Below are 17,670 nucleotides of genomic sequence, written 5' to 3'. Positions count from 1 at the left end.
CGTGCTAGTAGTGGATGTTCGGTTGTCAGACCCGGTTGCGCAGATCGCCGCAAGCCCGGACGGCCCGCGCGTCGGTGCGTTCTTCGACCTCGACGGCACTCTTGTCTCTGGCTTCACGGCGACCGTTCACGCCAGTGATCGCATCCGCCGCGGCCAGGCCCGGATCGGCGAAGTGCTGGGCATCCTCGAGGCATCGCTGCGATACCGATTCGGCCGGATGCAGTTCGAGCGTCTGCTGGTCCGGGCGGCGGGTTACCTGCGCGGCGAGCTGATCGACGAGCTCGACGAACTCGGCGAGCAACTGTTCGCCCGCCACGTCGCCGCACGGGTCTACCCGCATATGCGCGACATCGTTGCGGCGCACCAAGATCGAGGCCACGCCGTGGTGATGAGTTCGTCGGCCCTGACCATCCACGCCTTGCCGGTCGCGCGGTATCTGGGCATCACGTCGGTGGTATGCAACCACTTCGAGGTCGACGAGCGCGGCGCGCTGACGGGCGGAATCGTCAGGCCGGTGGTGTGGGGTGAGCAGAAGGCCGCCGCGGTGCAGCAGCTGTGCGACGCGAAAGGTATTGAGCTGCAACACAGTTACTTCTACGCCGACGGCGACGAGGACATTGCGCTGATGTCGCTGGTGGGACACCCCCGCCCGGTCAATCCGCGCCCCAGGCTTGCCGCGACGGCGGCGCAGCGGGGATGGCCGGTGCTACATGTCACCGGCGCCGGGGGACGCTCGCGCGCGCGGTCCCTGCGCGCGGTGGTCAGCCTCGGCTGGGCGGCGCTGATGCGGTACGCGCTCAGCGCCACCACGCGCAGTCGGTGAGAGCGGCCGGCACGCGTCCCGAGCTCTAGTCTCGAGCGTGTGACGAACACGCTCGATGACCCCAAGGTCGCGCACGCGCTCGACCGCATGTACCGCGAGGCCGCCCAGCAGTCGGAGATGCTGCGCCAACGGCACACCGAATGGCAGCAGTTGGACGCGGCGAGCCCCCAGCAGCGCGCTGACGCGCTCAGCGACATCTACATGCCCGTGACACCCGAGGCGGGACGGCTGCTCTATGCGCTGGTGCGTGCCGCGCGGCCCGGCACCGTCGTCGAATTCGGCATGTCGCTCGGCATTTCGGCGATCCACCTGGCTTCGGCGGTGCGCGACAACGGCCACGGCCGCGTCGTCACCACAGAACTCAGTGCCGCAAAGGTGGCCGCCGCCAAGAGGACATTCGCCGAGACGGGATTGGACGACGTGATCACCGTGCTCGAAGGTGATGCGCTGGCAACGCTGCGCACGCTGACGGGGTCGGTGGAGTTCGTGTTGCTCGACGGGTGGAAAGAGATGTACCTGCCGGTGCTCGAACTTCTCGAACCACTCTTGTCGCCGGGAGCGTTGATTGTCGCCGACAACACCGACATGGCCGACACCAAGCCGTATCTGAATTACGTGCGCGATCCGGCCCACGGTTACGTGAGCGTCGGCTTCCGCGCCCGCGACGTCGACAGCATGGAAATCAGCTGTCGCGCAAGTACTTAGCGGCTAGGCGAACTGCGCGGGGCGCCGCTGCGCCCACGGAGCGGCGAGCTCGAGCTGGCGAGCCAGCCGCAGCAACAGCCGCTCTCCGCCCAGCGGTGCCACGAACTGCACGCCCAGTGGCAGCCCCGCACCCGTCCAGTACAGCGGCAGGCTGATAGCCGGGCGCCCGGTGATGTTGGCCAGTTGCGTGTACGGGACCCAGCCCAAGTTGCGCTGGATGATCTGGTCGGCAATGCCGGTCATCTGCAGAACCCGCACGGTTCTGGTGCGCAGCAATGCGTCGGCCATCGTGCGCAGCACGGCGGGCAGATTCAGGGCGCCGATGCGGATCGGCGGCTCGCCCAGGGTTGGTGTCATCAGCAGATCGTGGGTGTTGTGCAGCTGCGCCAGACCGGCGATGTGCTGGTGGCGGCGCTCCTGTGCCTGTTGCAGTTCGACGCTGCTGACCGCGCGACCCAGCGCGGCCATCACCCTGGTGTCCTGTTCGAAGCCGTCATCGCCGGCACCGGTGTCGCGTTTGATCCGGGCCACCTCGATCGCCTGGTTGACGAACCAGACGGTCAAGAAGTCGCGGGCGAGCTGGCTGTCATCCCATGCGGGGCTGACCTCTTCGACGTGGTGTCCGAGCTCGGTGAGCAGATGCGCCGCGCGTTCCACGGCGCGCACGGCTTCCGGGTGGGCCGAGCCGCGAATCACCGAGTGGGTGGTGAATCCGACCCGCAGCTGCTCAGGCGGGCGATCGAGGTCGTCGAGGAACGGGCGCTCGGGCATGGCGGGCGCGAAGGCCGACACCGCGTCGGGCCCGGCCAGCACGTCGAGCATCGCGGCGGTGTCGCGTACCGACCGTGAGATCACCCCGTGGGTGGCCTGTCCGTTGAGCGGATCGCTGGCATTGGGGCCGTGCGGGATCAGCCCGCGACCGGCTTTCAGGCCGACCAGCCCGGTGCAGGCGGCGGGAATGCGGATCGAGCCGCCGCCGTCGCTGGCGCCGGCGACCGGGACGATGCCCGCGGCGACCGCTGCCGCGGACCCGCCCGACGAGCCGCCCGGGGTGCGGTTCAGGTCCCACGGATTGCGGGTCGGGCCGAACAGTTCGGCCTCGGTGACCCCCTTCGCGCCGAACTCCGGGGTGGTGGTCTTGCCGAAGATCAAAAGCCCCGCGTCGAGCCAGCGCTGCACCACCGTGCTGGTGTCGAACACCGTGCGGTTGGCCAGCGCGCGGCAGCCGTCGGTCGTCGTCGTGCCGGCGAGGTCTTGGCGCAGGTCTTTGATCAGGAACGGCACGCCGGCGAACGGACCCTGCAGTGGTCCGCTCGCGCGCTGCTGCGCCCGCTGATCCAGACGCGTGCAGATGGCGTTGATCTTCGGGTTGAATCGGTCTGCCCGCGCTCGGGCAACTTCCAGGAGCTCCCCCGGCTGGATGTCGCCGGCCGCGACCAGTGACGCCAGACCCAACCCGTCGAGCTGCGTGTACTCTCGCTCCTCCACGTGGGCGAACCTAGCGCAAACGCACTGCACGCCCGCCAAATTGGCGGGCGTGCAGCGTGCGGATCAGGGCAGAGCCGAGAACGGGTTGAGGTTCGGCGGCAGCGCAGGGGCGCCCGGCGCCGGTGCGGGAGCCGCGACGGATGCGCCGGGGTTGGCGCCCATGTTCGGCATCCCGAGCCCGTTCAGGTTGCCGGGCAGGCCGAGCTGGTTGAGCAGCGGCGCCACCGGAAGGTTGGCCGGCATGTTGAGCTGACCCTGCGGCACGGTGCCGACGAGCGAGTTCATGGGTGCCGAGATCGGCGCCGCCGGCTGCTGCGGCAGAGTGAGCGACGCGCTGGCGGTCGGCGCTCCCGGCGTGGGGGCGGAGGCCGGTTGGCTGATGCTCGGCTGGGGGGTGGCCGGCTTCGGGGACAGCATGGAGGCCGCGCTCTGCAGGAACTGCGACGCCATCGCCGGGGCGTTGGCGAGCTGCGACATCATGTCGATCCCGGGAACTCCGGGTGCTGCCGGGGCCGGATCGGCCGCGGCGGTTGGACTGAACGCAACGAACGCCGCGAGGAATCCTCCGGCTGCTGCTGCGATGGTGGCGGTGCGAGTGCCGATCCGTGCCATGTGTTTTTCCCTATTCCTTTTGACGTCAAGACCTGACCCGAAGCTAGGTGTGTTACTGATGGTGCTCAAGTGACACCTGTGACCATTACCGAACCGATATGAGGCCGACGCGCGGCGGTTATGGGAGCGGTCCGTCGGCCTGGTGCGGCGCTAACGACGGCCGAGGTGCGCCCCTACTGGCGACATGAGTGCGGCCGGGTACTAAACTAGAACACGTTTCAGTTCGCCGGCCGCGGCCAAAGGAGCAGGTAATGCACACCGCCATCTGTGACGAGTTGGGCATCGAATTTCCGATATTCGCATTCACGCACTGTCGCGACGTGGTCGTCGCGGTGAGCAAAGCGGGCGGCTTCGGCGTGCTCGGTGCTGTCGGTTTCACGCCCGAACAACTCGAGATCGAGCTCAACTGGATCGACGAGCACATCGGCGAGCACACCTACGGCGTCGACATCGTGATCCCCAACAAGTACGAGGGCATGGATGCCAACCTGTCGGCCGAAGAGCTCACCAAGATGCTGCAGTCGATGGTGCCGCAGGAGCACATCGACTTCGCGAAGAAGATCCTCGAGGACCACGGGGTGCCGACCGACCACAGCGACGAGGACGCGCTGCGGCTGCTGGGCTGGACCGAGGCCACCGCGACGCCGCAGGTCGAGGTCGCGCTGCGGCACCCGAAGATGACGTTGATCGCCAACGCGCTCGGCACTCCCCCCGCCGACATGATCAAGCACATCCACGACGAGGGCCGCAAGGTCGCCGCGCTGTGCGGCTCGCCGTCGCAGGCCCGCAAGCACGCCGACGCGGGCGTCGACATCATCATCGCGCAAGGCGGCGAGGCCGGTGGCCACTGCGGTGAAGTGGGATCAATCGTGCTGTGGCCGCAGGTGGTCAAGGAGGTTGCCCCGCTTCCGGTGCTCGCGGCCGGCGGCATCGGCAGCGGCCAGCAGATCGCGGCCGCACTGGCGCTGGGCGCGCAGGGCGCGTGGACCGGTTCGCAGTGGCTGATGGTGGAGGAAGCCGAGAACACGCCGGTCCAGCAGGCCGCCTACGCGAAGGCCACCAGCCGCGACACCGTCCGCAGCCGCTCGTTCACCGGCAAGCCGGCCCGGATGTTGCGCAACGACTGGACCGAGGCGTGGGAGAAGCCGGAAAACCCCAAGCCGCTCGGCATGCCGTTGCAGTTCATGGTGTCCGGCATGGCCGTCGCCGCCACCCACAAGTACCCCAACGAGACCGTAGACGTCGCATTCAACCCAGTCGGGCAAGTTGTCGGACAGTTCACAAAGGTCGAGAAGACCTCGGCGGTGATCGAGCGGTGGGTGCGGGAATACCTCGAGGCGACGAACAGGCTCAACGAGCTCAACGAGGCAGCAGCAGTCTGAGCGCAGTCATCTGATTCGGTTGTGCCGCAACGAAGTTGGCGGCATCATCCGAAAGCGCTCTACCTGCGGGCCGATCCCGATATACTCCGGCTTCCGGTGTGGTGCGGGTGAGGAGTTGCGATGGCGTGGTGGAACCGCTCATGGAAAACCGCCGTCGCCGCCGTCTTGGGCGCTGCAGCGATTCCGGGCGCAATCGTGGTCACTTCTCCCGCAGTGGCGGGGGCCGACGTCTGTGCCAGCGTGAGCCGGCGAGTCTCGGTCAGCGGGTGCGCCAACATCGCTGACACCGTCGCGGACTTCGTCCCGCCGCCGTCGTACTACGCGCCGATGCCTGAGGACGAACCGCCGCCGGACTACGCCGCTCCACCCCCGCCTCCGCCGCCACCCGCACCGGACGTCAATGTGTGCGCGAACGTCGGGCGGCGGATCAGCGTGAGCGGCTGCGTCTGAGACCGGCACCAACTCGTGTCGTGTTCGTGATCGAACGCGCACACCCACGCGGTATCCACGTATCGGTAAAGGCTTCACGGCCGCAGGAACCCACATACGCGGAGGGAATGCTAGGTGCGTCGCTGGCGGTCTCGCGTGGTGTCGACGCTGTTGCTGCTGGCCGCAGTCGCGGCGCTGGTGGCCACGTTGGCATTCGTGAACGCAGTGGTGAAGAAGTCATGGACGGCTCGTCCGCTGCCCTCTTCCGCCGCGCCGACGTTACCGAAATCTGAAGTACCGCAGGCGGATTCGCCGTATCCGTCTGACGCCAGGGGGTTCCTCAACAGCCCTGCCCGATGCGACGGCCCGTGGACCGGCGTCGCCTTCGCGCGTACTCAGGGCTCCCTCGTGGCGATCTGCTCCGATCAGCATGGCGACGACCAGTACCGTGCGGTCCGGCTCACCGACGGCGCAGCGCTGAATGTGGCCGCTCAAAACACCGCCGAGCGTGAGTTCGTCGCACGCAATGACGGCGTCACCTATTCGCTGTCCTCACAGCAGTTGGTGATCAGCCAGGGTGACACCGTCATCCGCCGGGAATCGGTGGTCGAATTCCGCGAGCCACGGGGTCGCTGAGCCGACAGCCTCTGCCACCTTGCCTCAAGGCCGTGACGAGACCCCTGATCGTGGTGTAGCAATGCGATAAGCGTCACACGAGTAGCGAGGATGTGCGTCATGGGTAATGCGGGGCCGACACCGAACCTCCCGCCCGGATTCGACTTCACCGATCCCGACATCTATGCCGAGCGCCTGCCCGTCGAAGAACTCGCGGAAATGCGCCGCACCGCGCCGATCTGGTGGAACGAGCAGCCGATCGGCAAGGGCGGGTTCGACGACGGCGGCTTCTGGGTGGTGACCAAACACAAAGACGTCAAAGAGATTTCGCGACGCAGTGACGTGTTCTCCAGTGAGAAGAAGACCGCGTTGCCGCGCTACCAGGACGGCGCCGTCGGCGACCAGATCGACCGCGGAAAGTTCGTGCTGCTCAACATGGACGCACCGCATCACACCCACCTACGCCACATCATCTCCCGCGCGTTCACCCCTCGCGCGGTCGAACGGCTGCGCGAAGAACTGAGCGAACGGGCCCAGAACATCGTCAAGACCGCAGCGGCGGAAGGCCGTGGCGACTTCGTCGAGCAGGTGTCCTGCGAGCTGCCGCTGCAGGCCATCGCCGGGCTGATGGGCGTGCCGCAGGAAGACCGGATGAAGCTGTTCCACTGGTCCAACGAGATGGTGGGCGACATGGACCCGGAATTCGCCAACAACGACGCCGTGACGGCATCGGTCGAACTCATCAGCTACGGCATGCAACTGGCCGCCGAACGCGCGGACAAACCGGGCGAAGACCTGGTCACCAAGTTGGTGCAGGCCGACGTCGAAGGGCACAAGCTTTCCGACGACGAACTGGGTTTCTTCGTCATCCTGTTGGCCGTGGCGGGCAACGAGACGACCCGCAACTCGATCACTCAGGGCATGATGGCGTTCACCGACTTCCCCGACCAGTGGGAGCTGTTCAAACAAAAGCGCCCGGCCACGGCGGTCGACGAAATCGTCCGGTGGGCCACGCCCGTCACGTCATTTCAGCGCACCGCGCTCGAGGACACCGAACTGGGCGGCGTGAAGATCAAGAAGGGCCAGCGGGTGGTGATGTTCTACCGGTCGGCCAACTTCGACGAAGACGTCTTCGACGACCCCTACACCTTCAACATCCTGCGCGATCCCAACCCGCACGTGGGCTTCGGTGGCACCGGCGCGCACTATTGCATCGGCGCCAACCTGGCCCGGATGACCATCGATCTGATGTTCAACGCAATCGCGGACCACATGCCCGACCTCAAGCCCATCTCCAAGCCCGAGCGGCTGCGGTCCGGCTGGCTCAACGGCATCAAGCACTGGCAAGTCGACTACACCGGTAAAACCGCTGCGGCCCAAGTCTGATCGGCCGCTAAGCGTTCGCGTTCGCGATCAACCCGTGATGCAGCGCGTACATGCTCGCGCCGATCCGGTTGGACACGCCGATCTTGCTGTAGATCCGCTCGACGTGGTTGCGTGCGGTTTTCTGGCTGATCACCAGCGCCGCCGCGATCTGCCTGTCGGATGCACCTCGCGCCACCAAAGTGAGCACCTGAATCTCGCGCGGCGTCAAACCGTGCGGTCGCGGGTTGGGCCGCTGCGATTTCAGGCCGGCCGCGTGCAGCACCGCATCGACGGCCACCGGGTCAAATGCACCGTCGCGCAGGCGTTCTCGTAACCGCCGCCCGGCCGCGTCCGGGCCGAGTTGCTCTCGATACGGCCGCGGCTCACGAGCCGACTGATAACACACCGCAGTCGCCAGAAGACGATCCGGCATGGTCAACGCTGCCCCGCCGAGCCCGCGCGGATAGCCGGAGCTATCGAGTCGCTCGTGGTGATTGCCGGCCAGCTGCGCCTCGTGGCGCAGGCCCGGCACCTGGCTGAGGATCCGCACGGTCAGGTACGGGTGCAACCGGACGCGTTCGAATTCCGCGGAAGTCAGCGGTCCGGGCTTGGACCAGATGTGGTTCGAGATCCCGATCCGGCCGAGATCGTGGACGTGGCCGGCACGCTTGATCAACGCCACGGTGTCGGCATCGAGGCCGACTGCGTGCCCCGCATCCGCGGCGAGCCGCGCCACCGCTCCCGAATGACCAACTGTGAACGGGCATTTCAGGTCGACGAAGTCACCCAGCGCGGACAACAGACCGTCGAGGGTCCGCGCGTCGAGCCGTTGGCGGCGATCCGGCGCCTCCCGCAGCGCCGCACGCCAGACGTCCCCGGCCGGCGGACCGCTGAGAATGCGGTGCGCATCGCCCACGAACACGTCGACCACCTGGGGGTCGAATTGGCCGCCGCGGCGGCTCTGTGCCATCGCGACCGCGCCTTCGGTTCCGTAGCTGCGCTGGTGCACCTCGGCCATGTCGGCCAGCTGTGCAACCCGGATCGCGATGGGGATCTGGTCACCTCGCACACCGCCGGGCAGGCCGCCGCCGTCGTAACGCTCGAACGTAAACGCAAGCGCCGCTTGCACTTCGGGACCGACGCCCAACCGCTCGGCCAGCAGTCCCGCCGACATGCAGTGCGAATGGATCAATTCGGAGAGATGGCCGCGGGCGTTGCGCACGAGCGCGGCCATGACGGTGAGCCGACGGATCAGCGGCTCTCCCCGAGCGACATTGCGCAGCACGAAGTTCCAGTACGGTAAGCCCGACCAGTCCACCAAATATGCGTCGTGGCGCACGGCGATGTCGTCGCCGAACCAGCGTGCGTATTCGTGGGAATCGGCGTGGCAGCCGATCCACATGATCAACGTCGCGTAGTAGATCGTGTCGCGCTCGCTTCGAGGCAGGCCCAGGCGGTCGGCGATTCGCGTCGCAATGAGCGCGGACCGCAGCATGTGCTCGGCCGGCTGCCCGAGACCGAGATCGATCGCCACCGACAGCGCGGCGAGCAGTTCGGCGCGGGTGGGTAACTCGGGTGAGCGCCCGGCCGGCGAGGTCATCTGCCGATTCTGGCGCAGATCGATCGTGGGCGGGGCGCTCTGAACCGCAACCGCAAGGGTTGGCGTCATCGCCGGGCGGAGCCCGGCCGGGACCGGCGCTGCAGCAACCACATCGTCGCGAGCATGAGCGCGACGGCGAATGTGGCGAGTGCAATCAGACTCGGACCTGTGCCGCCGTGAAAGCTGTCGCGGTAGGCGGACATGGCCGGCAGTGCCGGGATGTACCGGTCGAGATCCAGCTCGCGGCCCAGCGCCTCGAACGCGTGGCGGTTGGCCAGCCCGTAGCTCATCAACCGCCCGGGGGCGGCCATTTGGTCGACGGGCACGATCGCGCCGCCGAACAACACCTGAGGGAAGCACAGCATCGGCAGCGCGAGCGCGGCCTGCGCGGCGTTGGAAACCGCAGCCGACGCGAGCAGGCCGAGCGCCAGGGCGGAGGTCGCCTCGACCACGACCGTCACGAACAGCACCGCGTAGACGTCCCATCCCGCCGCGGGCAGCCGGCCGAGCAGCCGCAATGCACCGAGCAGCACGGCGCTTACTGCGGCCAGAACCGGAAGCAGCGCGGTGACCTTGGAGGCGACGTACGCCGCCACGCTCAGCCCGGCCAGGCGTTCCCGCCGGAACACGGCCATCTCCCCGACGATCTGCAGCAGACCGTAGGTCAGGCCGAAGAAGAACCCGTCGAAGGCGATCCAGAATGCGATCTGGGCAGGGCCGACGTCAGCTGCGGTGTGCGGGTCGAAGGTGCCGGGTCTGAACAGTGTCGCCATCATCGCGGTGACCAGCACCGGTGAGCCGAGAAGGATCGCGAGGGTCAGCCGGTTGCGGACCAGGACGTCGACATTGCGCCGGGTCAGCAGCCACCATTGCCGCATCGCGCCGGTGCGGTTGACCTGCGCACGCGGGTCCGGCACGGGTGGCTGAGCACCGGCTGCCGGTCGGACGGCCTGGTGTGCCGCGAACCGGTGCGCCCATGTCTCGGGTGTGTGCTCGGCCAGCCTGTCGTAGACGTGTGCGAGGTCACCCACGCCGAAGTACCGCCGAGCTTCTGCGGGACTGCCGCTGAAGGCCAGATGGCCGTCGCGTGCCAGGAACACCACCCGGTCACACACGTCGATGCCGGCCGGCTCATGCGTCGTCAAGACGACGGTGACGCCGTGCCGGCTGAGCCGGCGCAGCAGCCGCATCACGTCGGCGGCCGTCGACGGGTCGAGCCCCGAGGTCGGTTCGTCGAGGAAGAACAGGCTTGGCCGGGTCAGCAGCTCCACCGCGATGCTGGCCCGCTTGCGTTGGCCGCCTGACAGCGACCGCACCGGCACGTCGGCCCGATCGGTCAGGTCGAGTTCCTTCATCGTCTCCTCGACCACCCGGTCGGCCTCGGCCGCCGAAGTGCCGGCCGGCAACCGCAGCCGGGCTGCGTAGCGCAGCGTCCGCCGCAACGGCATCTCCAGGTGGATGATGTCGTCCTGAGGCACGTAGCCGATGCTGCGGTCGGTCGCCGTCGCCAGCACACCGTCGTCGTGTCGGACCTGGCCGGAAGACGGCGGCTGCAATCCCGCGAGAACTTCCAGCAGTGTGGTCTTCCCGGCGCCGCTGCCCCCGGCGATGGCGACCAGCTCGCCCTCCCCCACTGTCAGCGAAAGCGGCTGGAGGATCTGATGTCTGCCGACATGGCGGGTGACGGCAACGGCGTCGACGCGTCCGCCGCGCGGCGCTTGCTGGTCGAAGGTGTGCTTGATCGGTGCTGCTGAAGTGGTCATGGGCCGATGCTCGCGCCGGTTGCTGCTTGCGCGCTTGAGGCATCTGCCTCAACTGTCTGCTGTCAGGGCGAGGGCGGAGCCGGCGGTGGGACCGGGGCGGGGGCCGGCTGGGGATCGCCGTGCAAGCCAGGGATGTGCGAGAGGATCCGGGTGAGCAGAGGCGGCTTCTCCGCCGACTCCGTCGGTGGCGGCGCGTCGGGCGCCGGCGGCGGCGGACCGAAAACCGGCGGGACGTCCTCGCCCGCCGTGGTGCCTGCGCCATCTGTTGTCTCATCGGGCGCCGTCGCCGCCACCTCGTGGGAGACCGACGACGGTTCGGCCGGCGCGACTGCGCTGGGCTCTGGTGGCAGCGCGGCTACGGCCGGTGACGGCATCACGACAGGCGGCATTGCGGGTGGGCGCACCGTCGGCGCCGCCGCGGGCGGATTGGCCGACGGCCGCTGCGCGGGTGCGGTGGTGTCGCTGTTCGACGTCAGCCGCAAGCCGGCAGCCACGGAGATCGACACGATGAACGTCAGCAGCCCGATGCCCAGCATGGCCAGCGCCGCGGTGTGCGGCAGTGGCCAGGACCGTCGGATTCTTGCCCGAGGCGAGGCTTCGTCGTCGAACTGCACCTCCGGCGGCTGCGCGGAGGCGAGCGCGGCACCGCGGGCAAGCGCAAGGTCAGCCTCGGGTGGCGCGAACACTGGGAGATCGAGGGCGAGCTCGAGTTGCGTTGCCAGCGTTGGGAGTTCGCTGTCGGGGCCGACGAGCACCAGGCATTCGGGGTGCCAGTCGGTCACGTCGAAGACGCGGATCAGCCAGTCGATCAGCTCCGCATCGGTGTCATGAGCGCGATGCGAGATGGTTTGCACCGCGCCGTCATAGGTGTCGACCACGGACACCACCACGGACTGCAGCTCGAGCAGGCAGACCGCGGTCTCGTCGTAGCCTGCGGTGCGGCCGATCCCGCGGGCCAGGGCCTCGCCGGCCTCCGCGCAGGGCACTGCGACGACGTTGTCGAATCCGGCTTCTGACAGTGACTTCAACAGCAGGCAGGCGTGCACCTCGGAGTCATCGCTGAACGTCACGCCGATGGCATGCGGGCGATGACCGCCGGCCATGGCCGCGGTCAGAGACATCGCGCCGGCGACGTATTCGGAGGTGCTGATCGCCGCGGCCCCTCGTCGGGTCGGGACGTCGAACGCGTCGTGGTCCATGATTTCGCCGTCGGCGTCTTCGCCTTCGACCAGCACCAGGCCGACCGCGGTCGGGGTCATCGAGAGTCCGAGTACCGTATCCAGTTCGCACTCCTCATGTCCGGCGCCGCCGATGTTCGACACGCCTAGACAAGGTCGGTCGTCCAGTTACGTCGGCCGAGCCTACCCAAGTCTCTCTGTGAACCTTCGCACCGCCCTGTCCCGAACTGGTCTGACCACTTGACGTCTGGCCGAGTGTCGACAAAGCTGGCGGACATGGCCCTTCAGCCGGTGAACCGCCGCTCGGTACCAGAGGATGTGTTCCATCAGATCGTCGCCGACGTGCTCAGCGGTGAGATGCAGCCTGGGCAGGCGCTGCCGAGCGAGCGCCGCCTTGCCGAGGTGCTCGGGGTGTCCCGGCCCGCGGTGCGGGAGGCACTCAAACGGCTTTCGGCAGCCGGTCTCGTCGAGGTTCGCCAAGGCGATTCGACGACGATTCGCGACTTCAACCGCCATGCCGGCCTGGATCTTCTGCCCAGCTTGCTGATGCGTGGGGGTGAGCTCGACGTTGCCGTCGCGCGAAGCATTCTCGAAACCCGGCTGCACAACGGACCCAAGGTTGCGGAGCTGGCTGCTCTCCGTGGTGGTTCGAAATTGGCTATGTCACTTGAGGATTCGGTTCGCCGGATCGAGGATGAGACGGATCCGGTCGAGCGTCAGCGGTGCGCGTTGGCGTTCTGGGATCACGTCGTGGACGGCGCCGAGTCCATCGTGTTCCGGTTGATGTACAACACTTTGCGCGCTGCCTACGAGCCAGCGCTGGGTGCGCTCGCGACGGTGATGCAGGCCGAAGTCGGCCGACCCGACCTGTATCGGCGACTGGCCGATGCCATTACCGCAGGCGACTCAAAACGTGCAGTGCGCGCCGCGCGTGACCTGCTCGAGCCCGCGACCACCGCGCTGCTCGACGCGCTGGACAGCTTGGAGAAGCAACGATGACGCGCACGCGCCGCAGATTCACGCTCACTGACGCCGCGCGGGAGTTCTGGAAACACCCATCGCCGCTGATGATTACCGCCGCCCTGCTCGCCGCGGGCGCCGCACGGGCCGCCGTCGGTGACTGGCGCATCACCGACGCTCTGGTTCCGGTGGTAATGCTTGCGGTCTTCCCCTTCTTCGAGTGGATCGTTCACGTGGGCATCCTGCATTGGCGGCCGCGACGGGTCGGCGCAGTCACTCTGGACTCGTTGCTGGCGCGCAAGCACCGCGAACACCACGTCGATCCCCGCGATGTGCCGCTGGTGTTCATCCCGTGGCAGTCGCTGCTATGGGTGCTGCCGTTGGCAGTCGCGATTGCGGTGCTGGCGTTCCCGCGCTTGGCACTGGGGTTGAGCTTCCTGGTCTTCCTCACCGTGCTCGGGCTGGCCTACGAGTGGACGCATTATCTGATCCACAGTGACTACAAGCCCAAAACCAATGTGTACCGGGCTATCTGGCGTCACCACCGGTTGCACCACTTCAAAAACGAGCACTACTGGTTCACCGTCACCAGCGCGGGCACGGCCGACCGCGTGCTACGCACGTCTCCGGACCCGGCCACCGTGGCTACCTCGCCCACGGCGAAGAACCTGCACGCCGACCGGTTACCCGCCTGATCTTTGCGCGCACACCGCGCGATTGTGCGGCCCCATTCAGCGCTTTAGGCGCACCGGTGACCGTACTGTGATCGGTTCGGTGCCAGCATGTTTCAAGATGCATCGCTTCGCGCTGCCATGATTGCCCGCATGGCGCCGGTGACACGTCGAGCGGCCTTGCATGCCGCGGGACTGGCCGCAGGAACCTACGCGCTGGCAAACCTGTTGGGACCGGCCGTTGCTCGAGGTGAACCCGCGCCGGCGGCAGCCGCGGCCCCTACCTATCTCACCGGCTCCTTCCTTTCGGCGGCCCGGGGCGGCGTCGAAACGAAATGGGCGATCGCGCGGCCCCCCGGTCAGACGCAACCGCTTCGGCCGGTCATCGCGCTGCACGGCCGCGACGGCGACGCGGCCAGCGTGATGGACCTGGGCGTGGCCGACGGGCTCGCGCGAGTGGTGAGTGCCGGCCTGCCGCCGTTCGCCGTGGTCAGCGTCGACGGCGGCAATACGTACTGGCACAGGCGCGCCACCGGTGCGGACTCCGGCGCGATGGTGCTCACCGAGCTGCTGCCGATGCTGGCCACACAAGGCCTCGACACGTCACGGGTCGGGTTTCTCGGATGGTCGATGGGCGGCTACGGCGCGCTGCTGCTGGGCGCCCGCCTCGGTCCTGCCCGAACCGCGGGAATCTGCGCGGTGAGTCCTGCGCTGTGGACGTCCTACATGGCCACCGACGACGGGGCATTCGACAGCTACAGCGACTGGCAACGCAACACGGTGTTCGGTCAGCCTGCCCTCGCATCGATTCCGATCCGGGTCGACTGCGGTGTGTCAGACCGGTTCTATGCCGCCGCCCGCCAGTTCGTCGCGCAGCTGCGCCGCCCGGTCGCGGGCAGCTTCTCCCCCGGTGGCCACGACGCGTCGTTCTGGCGCGGGCAACTTCCCGACGAATTGGCCTGGCTGGCGACATAGTCATCGCCTAGGCGACGTGCCCGTTCACCTCCCGGGCGCTTGCAGCTTCGCGTGGCAGGATCGGCGCTCGAGTGAACACCGTTGCGACCACCGCTGCCCCCCGACGCGGCACCACGCCCCGCGCCGGCAGACGCCGTGAGTTCCGCGCCGACATCGAAGGTCTGCGGGCGGTCGCGGTGCTGACCGTGGTGCTCTTCCACGCCGGATTTCCCGCATTCCCAGGCGGCTTCGTCGGCGTCGACGTGTTCTTCGTGATCTCGGGATTTCTGATCACCGGGCTGCTGTGGCGAGAGATCGGCCGGCGCGGCGGCATCCGGCTGGTCAGGTTCTACGGCGCACGGGCGCGACGACTGCTGCCGGCGGCCGCGGCGGTGCTCGTCGTCACTGGCGTCGCGGCGTGTCTGCTGTTGCCGCCGCTGCAGGCACGCAGCGTGCTCGGTGACGTCATCGCGTCGGCGCTCTACACCGGCAACTACCGGTTCGCGATCGAAGGCACCGACTACCTGAGCGCCGATGCCGCTCCGTCGCCGGTGCAGCACTACTGGTCGCTGGGCGTCGAGGAGCAGTTCTATCTCGTCTGGCCGCCGTTGATCATCGGTACCGCCTGGGTGCTCCTGCGCGTGCGCCGCCGGGCCGATGCCGGCGCCTCGGCGCTGCCGTACCTCGCGGTCCTCGCGGGATTGGCTGCCGCGTCGTTTGTCGTCTCACTGGCGTGGACGTACACGCTGCCGTCGTGGGCGTTCTTCTCGTTGCCGTCGCGCGCCTGGGAGCTGGCGGTCGGCGGCTTGGTGGCTCTGACCGCCAGCCGGTGGCGCGTGTTGAGCGACGGCGCGGCCGCGGCCGCAGGATGGGGCGGTCTGGTGCTGATCCTCGTCACCTGCGTGGACCTGCACCGTGCGACCCCGTACCCCGGCACCGCCGCGCTGCTCCCGGTGCTGGGCACCGCACTGGTGATCGGTGCGGGCTGTGCGACAGCAGACAGCGGGGTGGGCCGTGCGCTGTCGCGGCCGCCGCTGCGGATGATCGGCCGAGCGTCGTATTCGTGGTACCTGTGGCACTGGCCCGTGCTGCTGCTCGCGCCTGCACTGCTCGGCCACCCGCTGGGTCTGGCCGGCCGCCTGGTCGCCGCCGCGGTGTCGTTCGTGCTGGCGGTGCTGACGCTGGGCCTCGTCGAGAACCCGATCCGCTTCGCCGCACCGGTGCGGCGGTCTGAGGCGCGCAGTCTGCTGCTCGGCGCGGCCGTCACCGCGGTGGCCGCGACCGTCGCCACGATGCTGGTGGTGGTGCGCCCGGTTCCCGTCGGCCACGGCGCGGCCGCGGCCGCGGTGACATACGACCAACCCGCGCCCACGCCGCCCGCCGGTCACGGCGACCCGCTCGCCCAGCTGACCGCACATGTCGCCGCCGCCGTGCAAGCCTCGACTGCGCTGCGCGCCGTGCCGTCGAACCTCAAACCAGCGCTGGCCGATGCGGCCGGCGACAAACCCACGGTCTTCCTCAACGGCTGCGTGCGGTCATGGCAGGAGGTGGGCCAGCCCGAGTGCAGGTCCGGGGACACCGCATCGTCCATCACGGTGGCACTGGTCGGTGATTCACACGCTGCCATGTGGAGCCCTGCACTGGAAGCCGTTGCGCAGCAACGTCATTGGCGGCTCGAGACGCTGGGCAAGGTCACCTGTCCGTTGCTGCAGTTGCCCATCACCAGCCCGTATCTCGGCCGGCGCTACACCGAATGCGAGCAGTGGCGAACCGACGTGGTGAACCGGCTGCAGGTCGAGCACCCGCGGCTCGTCGTCGTCGGCATGTCGCGCCGCTACGGCGCCGATTTCGGCTTCACTTCCTACGATCCCCAGTGGGTGGACAGCCTGCGCCGCTTGGTGAGCCGGCTGCGGGCGACCGGCGCCGCGGTGGTGGTCCTCGGCCCGATTCCCGATCCCCGCAGCACCGTGCCGACCTGCGTGTCGGCTCACCTCGACGACGCGCAGGCGTGTGTGCCGCGACGCTCCGACGCGGTGCGAGACGCCGGCATCGCGGCCGAGGCGGCGGCGACCACCGCGGCGGGCGGACAGTACAACGACCTCACCGCAGTGTTCTGCACCGCCGAGCGCTGCCCTGTGATCGTCGGTGACAACCTGGTCTATCGCGACGACAACCACGTCACCATCGAGTACGCCCAGACGCTGGCGCCCGTCATCGGCGCGATCGTCGAGCATGCCATGACAGTCCGCTAGCGAGGAACGAAATCCGATATGGCGGATACGATTTCATCGGCGGCGTCTTCTTGCATGTAATGGCCTGCACCCTCGAGCAGCACGGTGCGGTGCGTGGGGAACAGCGCCTGCCATCGGGCCCGCTCCCGCGCGCGAAACGCCACATCCTTGGTGGGCCACAACACCAGCGCGGGCTTTTCGGACAATCGTGGCAGACCAGCGGCCACCTCCGCCAAAAAGCTTCTGCTGCGCAGTATTTCGCGCGGGAACACCGACAGGGGCCGTCGCGACTCTGTAGTGGGAAACGGCCCGCGGTAAGCGCCCATCTCGACATCGGTGAGGCGACGACGGCGCACACCCGCGGGCAGGATCCGCTCCACGAAGAAGTTGCGGTGCTCGATCAGGTACCGGCCTACAGGGCCGCCGAGCGTACGCGAGAACGCCTGCGTGCCGAGATCGGTCTTCGGCCACGCCCAGGTGTTGCCGATGACGAACCGGCTGAATCGGTCCGGTTGCCGAGTGGCCACAGCGAAGCCGATCGGGCCGCCCCAGTCCTGCACCATCAGGGTCACGTCGCTCAGATCAAGCTGCTGCACGGCGCGCTGCACCACACCGGCATGCTCGAGCGGGGTGAACCGGTAGCCCGGCGCTGCAGTCGAAAGCCCTAAACCGGGGTAATCGATTGCCACGCAGCGGTATTGATTTCGCAGTCCGACAATGATTTCGTGGTAGAGAAACGACCACGTCGGATTGCCGTGCAGCAACAGCAATGTCGGGCCGTTGCCCTCGTCCACGTAGTGCACCGCCGAGCCGTCGACGTCGAGGTAGCGGTCTCCGAACGGGTACAGCCGGGGGGTACCCAGGCCGGGCGCTCAGGCGGCGTCATCGCGCACA

General features: G+C 68.0%; 16 protein-coding genes. 10 read left to right on the top strand and 6 right to left on the bottom strand.

Annotated elements, in window-relative coordinates; genetic code table 11:
- Nucleotides 1-10 precede the first annotated feature (10 nt).
- Both AC5Y39_RS07885 and AC5Y39_RS07880 read left to right on the top strand, forming a co-directional pair.
- Complete coding sequence (locus AC5Y39_RS07885) at nt 11-823, top strand: HAD family hydrolase (protein WP_500016687.1); 813 nt, start codon at nt 11-13, stop codon at nt 821-823.
- 39 nt (nt 824-862) lie between these two features.
- The gene (locus AC5Y39_RS07880; RefSeq protein WP_500016689.1) at nt 863-1,528 is read left to right on the top strand and encodes an O-methyltransferase; all 666 of its coding nucleotides are present in this window, start codon (nt 863-865) and stop codon (nt 1,526-1,528) included.
- Between the two features lie 3 nt (nt 1,529-1,531).
- Here the strand turns inward: AC5Y39_RS07880 and AC5Y39_RS07875 are convergent, their stop codons facing one another.
- Nucleotides 1,532-3,016: an amidase gene (locus tag AC5Y39_RS07875; RefSeq protein ID WP_500016691.1), complete on the bottom strand. Its 1,485-nt coding sequence runs from the start codon at nt 3,014-3,016 to the stop codon at nt 1,532-1,534.
- 63 nt (nt 3,017-3,079) lie between these two features.
- A complete protein-coding gene (locus tag AC5Y39_RS07870; RefSeq protein WP_500016692.1) occupies nt 3,080-3,628 on the bottom strand; it encodes a hypothetical protein in 549 nt (182 codons plus the stop codon).
- A 251-nt stretch (nt 3,629-3,879) separates the two neighbouring features.
- Between AC5Y39_RS07870 and AC5Y39_RS07865 the strand changes: the two genes are divergently transcribed.
- The 4 genes from AC5Y39_RS07865 (at nt 3,880) to AC5Y39_RS07850 (ending at nt 7,440) form a co-directional block, all read left to right on the top strand.
- The gene (locus AC5Y39_RS07865) at nt 3,880-5,010 is read left to right on the top strand and encodes a nitronate monooxygenase (RefSeq protein ID WP_500016694.1); all 1,131 of its coding nucleotides are present in this window, start codon (nt 3,880-3,882) and stop codon (nt 5,008-5,010) included.
- 120 nt (nt 5,011-5,130) lie between these two features.
- The gene (locus tag AC5Y39_RS07860; protein WP_500016695.1) at nt 5,131-5,460 is read left to right on the top strand and encodes a hypothetical protein; all 330 of its coding nucleotides are present in this window, start codon (nt 5,131-5,133) and stop codon (nt 5,458-5,460) included.
- 114 nt (nt 5,461-5,574) lie between these two features.
- The gene (locus AC5Y39_RS07855; RefSeq protein WP_500016696.1) at nt 5,575-6,075 is read left to right on the top strand and encodes a hypothetical protein; all 501 of its coding nucleotides are present in this window, start codon (nt 5,575-5,577) and stop codon (nt 6,073-6,075) included.
- 99 nt (nt 6,076-6,174) lie between these two features.
- Entirely contained in the window at nt 6,175-7,440 is a 1,266-nt protein-coding gene (locus tag AC5Y39_RS07850; protein WP_500016698.1) for a cytochrome P450, read from the top strand.
- Nucleotides 7,441-7,447: 7 nt separating this feature from the next.
- Here the strand turns inward: AC5Y39_RS07850 and AC5Y39_RS07845 are convergent, their stop codons facing one another.
- The 3 genes from AC5Y39_RS07845 to AC5Y39_RS07835 form a co-directional block, all read right to left on the bottom strand.
- On the bottom strand, nt 7,448-9,019 hold the full coding sequence (locus AC5Y39_RS07845; RefSeq protein ID WP_500016700.1) for an HD domain-containing phosphohydrolase: 1,572 nt from the start codon (nt 9,017-9,019) through the stop codon (nt 7,448-7,450).
- Nucleotides 9,020-9,084: 65 nt separating this feature from the next.
- Complete coding sequence (locus AC5Y39_RS07840) at nt 9,085-10,782, bottom strand: ABC transporter ATP-binding protein/permease (protein WP_500016701.1); 1,698 nt, start codon at nt 10,780-10,782, stop codon at nt 9,085-9,087.
- A gap of 62 nt (nt 10,783-10,844) precedes the next feature.
- Nucleotides 10,845-12,104 (bottom strand): DUF7159 family protein, encoded by a 1,260-nt coding sequence (locus AC5Y39_RS07835; protein ID WP_500016703.1) that lies wholly within the window; start codon nt 12,102-12,104, stop codon nt 10,845-10,847.
- A gap of 132 nt (nt 12,105-12,236) precedes the next feature.
- Between AC5Y39_RS07835 and AC5Y39_RS07830 the strand changes: the two genes are divergently transcribed.
- The 4 genes from AC5Y39_RS07830 to AC5Y39_RS07815 all read left to right on the top strand — a co-directional run bounded on the left by AC5Y39_RS07830 (nt 12,237) and on the right by AC5Y39_RS07815 (nt 16,797).
- A complete protein-coding gene (locus AC5Y39_RS07830) occupies nt 12,237-12,959 on the top strand; it encodes a FadR/GntR family transcriptional regulator (RefSeq protein ID WP_500016705.1) in 723 nt (240 codons plus the stop codon).
- On the top strand, nt 12,956-13,615 hold the full coding sequence (locus AC5Y39_RS07825; RefSeq protein ID WP_500016707.1) for a sterol desaturase family protein: 660 nt from the start codon (nt 12,956-12,958) through the stop codon (nt 13,613-13,615). The genes AC5Y39_RS07830 and AC5Y39_RS07825 overlap by 4 nt, the downstream gene beginning before the upstream one ends.
- Before the next feature lie 117 nt (nt 13,616-13,732).
- Nucleotides 13,733-14,566 (top strand): alpha/beta hydrolase, encoded by an 834-nt coding sequence (locus AC5Y39_RS07820; protein WP_500017075.1) that lies wholly within the window; start codon nt 13,733-13,735, stop codon nt 14,564-14,566.
- A gap of 71 nt (nt 14,567-14,637) precedes the next feature.
- Complete coding sequence (locus AC5Y39_RS07815; RefSeq protein WP_500016709.1) at nt 14,638-16,797, top strand: acyltransferase family protein; 2,160 nt, start codon at nt 14,638-14,640, stop codon at nt 16,795-16,797.
- Here the strand turns inward: AC5Y39_RS07815 and AC5Y39_RS07810 are convergent.
- Complete coding sequence (locus AC5Y39_RS07810; RefSeq protein WP_500016711.1) at nt 16,794-17,579, bottom strand: alpha/beta fold hydrolase; 786 nt, start codon at nt 17,577-17,579, stop codon at nt 16,794-16,796. The two genes, AC5Y39_RS07815 and AC5Y39_RS07810, sit on opposite strands and share 4 nt — an antisense overlap.
- Between the last annotated feature and the right edge of the window lie 91 nt (nt 17,580-17,670).

This window comes from Mycobacterium sp. NGS39, assembly GCF_059812765.1.
The sequence above is the reverse complement of the archived record's forward strand: the minus strand, read 5'-3'. Positions and strand labels throughout refer to the sequence as shown.

Excerpts from the sequence above, each read along its gene's own strand:
- AC5Y39_RS07870 (WP_500016692.1), bottom strand. The coding sequence starts at position 3,628 with ATGGCACGGATCGGCACTCGCACCGCCACCATCGCAGCAGCAGCCGGA.
- AC5Y39_RS07865 (WP_500016694.1), top strand. The coding sequence starts at position 3,880 with ATGCACACCGCCATCTGTGACGAGTTGGGCATCGAATTTCCGATATTC.
- AC5Y39_RS07860 (WP_500016695.1), top strand. The coding sequence starts at position 5,131 with ATGGCGTGGTGGAACCGCTCATGGAAAACCGCCGTCGCCGCCGTCTTG.
- AC5Y39_RS07850 (WP_500016698.1), top strand. The coding sequence starts at position 6,175 with ATGGGTAATGCGGGGCCGACACCGAACCTCCCGCCCGGATTCGACTTC.
- AC5Y39_RS07845 (WP_500016700.1), bottom strand. The coding sequence starts at position 9,019 with ATGACCTCGCCGGCCGGGCGCTCACCCGAGTTACCCACCCGCGCCGAA.
- AC5Y39_RS07840 (WP_500016701.1), bottom strand. The coding sequence starts at position 10,782 with ATGACCACTTCAGCAGCACCGATCAAGCACACCTTCGACCAGCAAGCG.
- AC5Y39_RS07830 (WP_500016705.1), top strand. The coding sequence starts at position 12,237 with ATGGCCCTTCAGCCGGTGAACCGCCGCTCGGTACCAGAGGATGTGTTC.
- AC5Y39_RS07825 (WP_500016707.1), top strand. The coding sequence starts at position 12,956 with ATGACGCGCACGCGCCGCAGATTCACGCTCACTGACGCCGCGCGGGAG.
- AC5Y39_RS07820 (WP_500017075.1), top strand. The coding sequence starts at position 13,733 with ATGATTGCCCGCATGGCGCCGGTGACACGTCGAGCGGCCTTGCATGCC.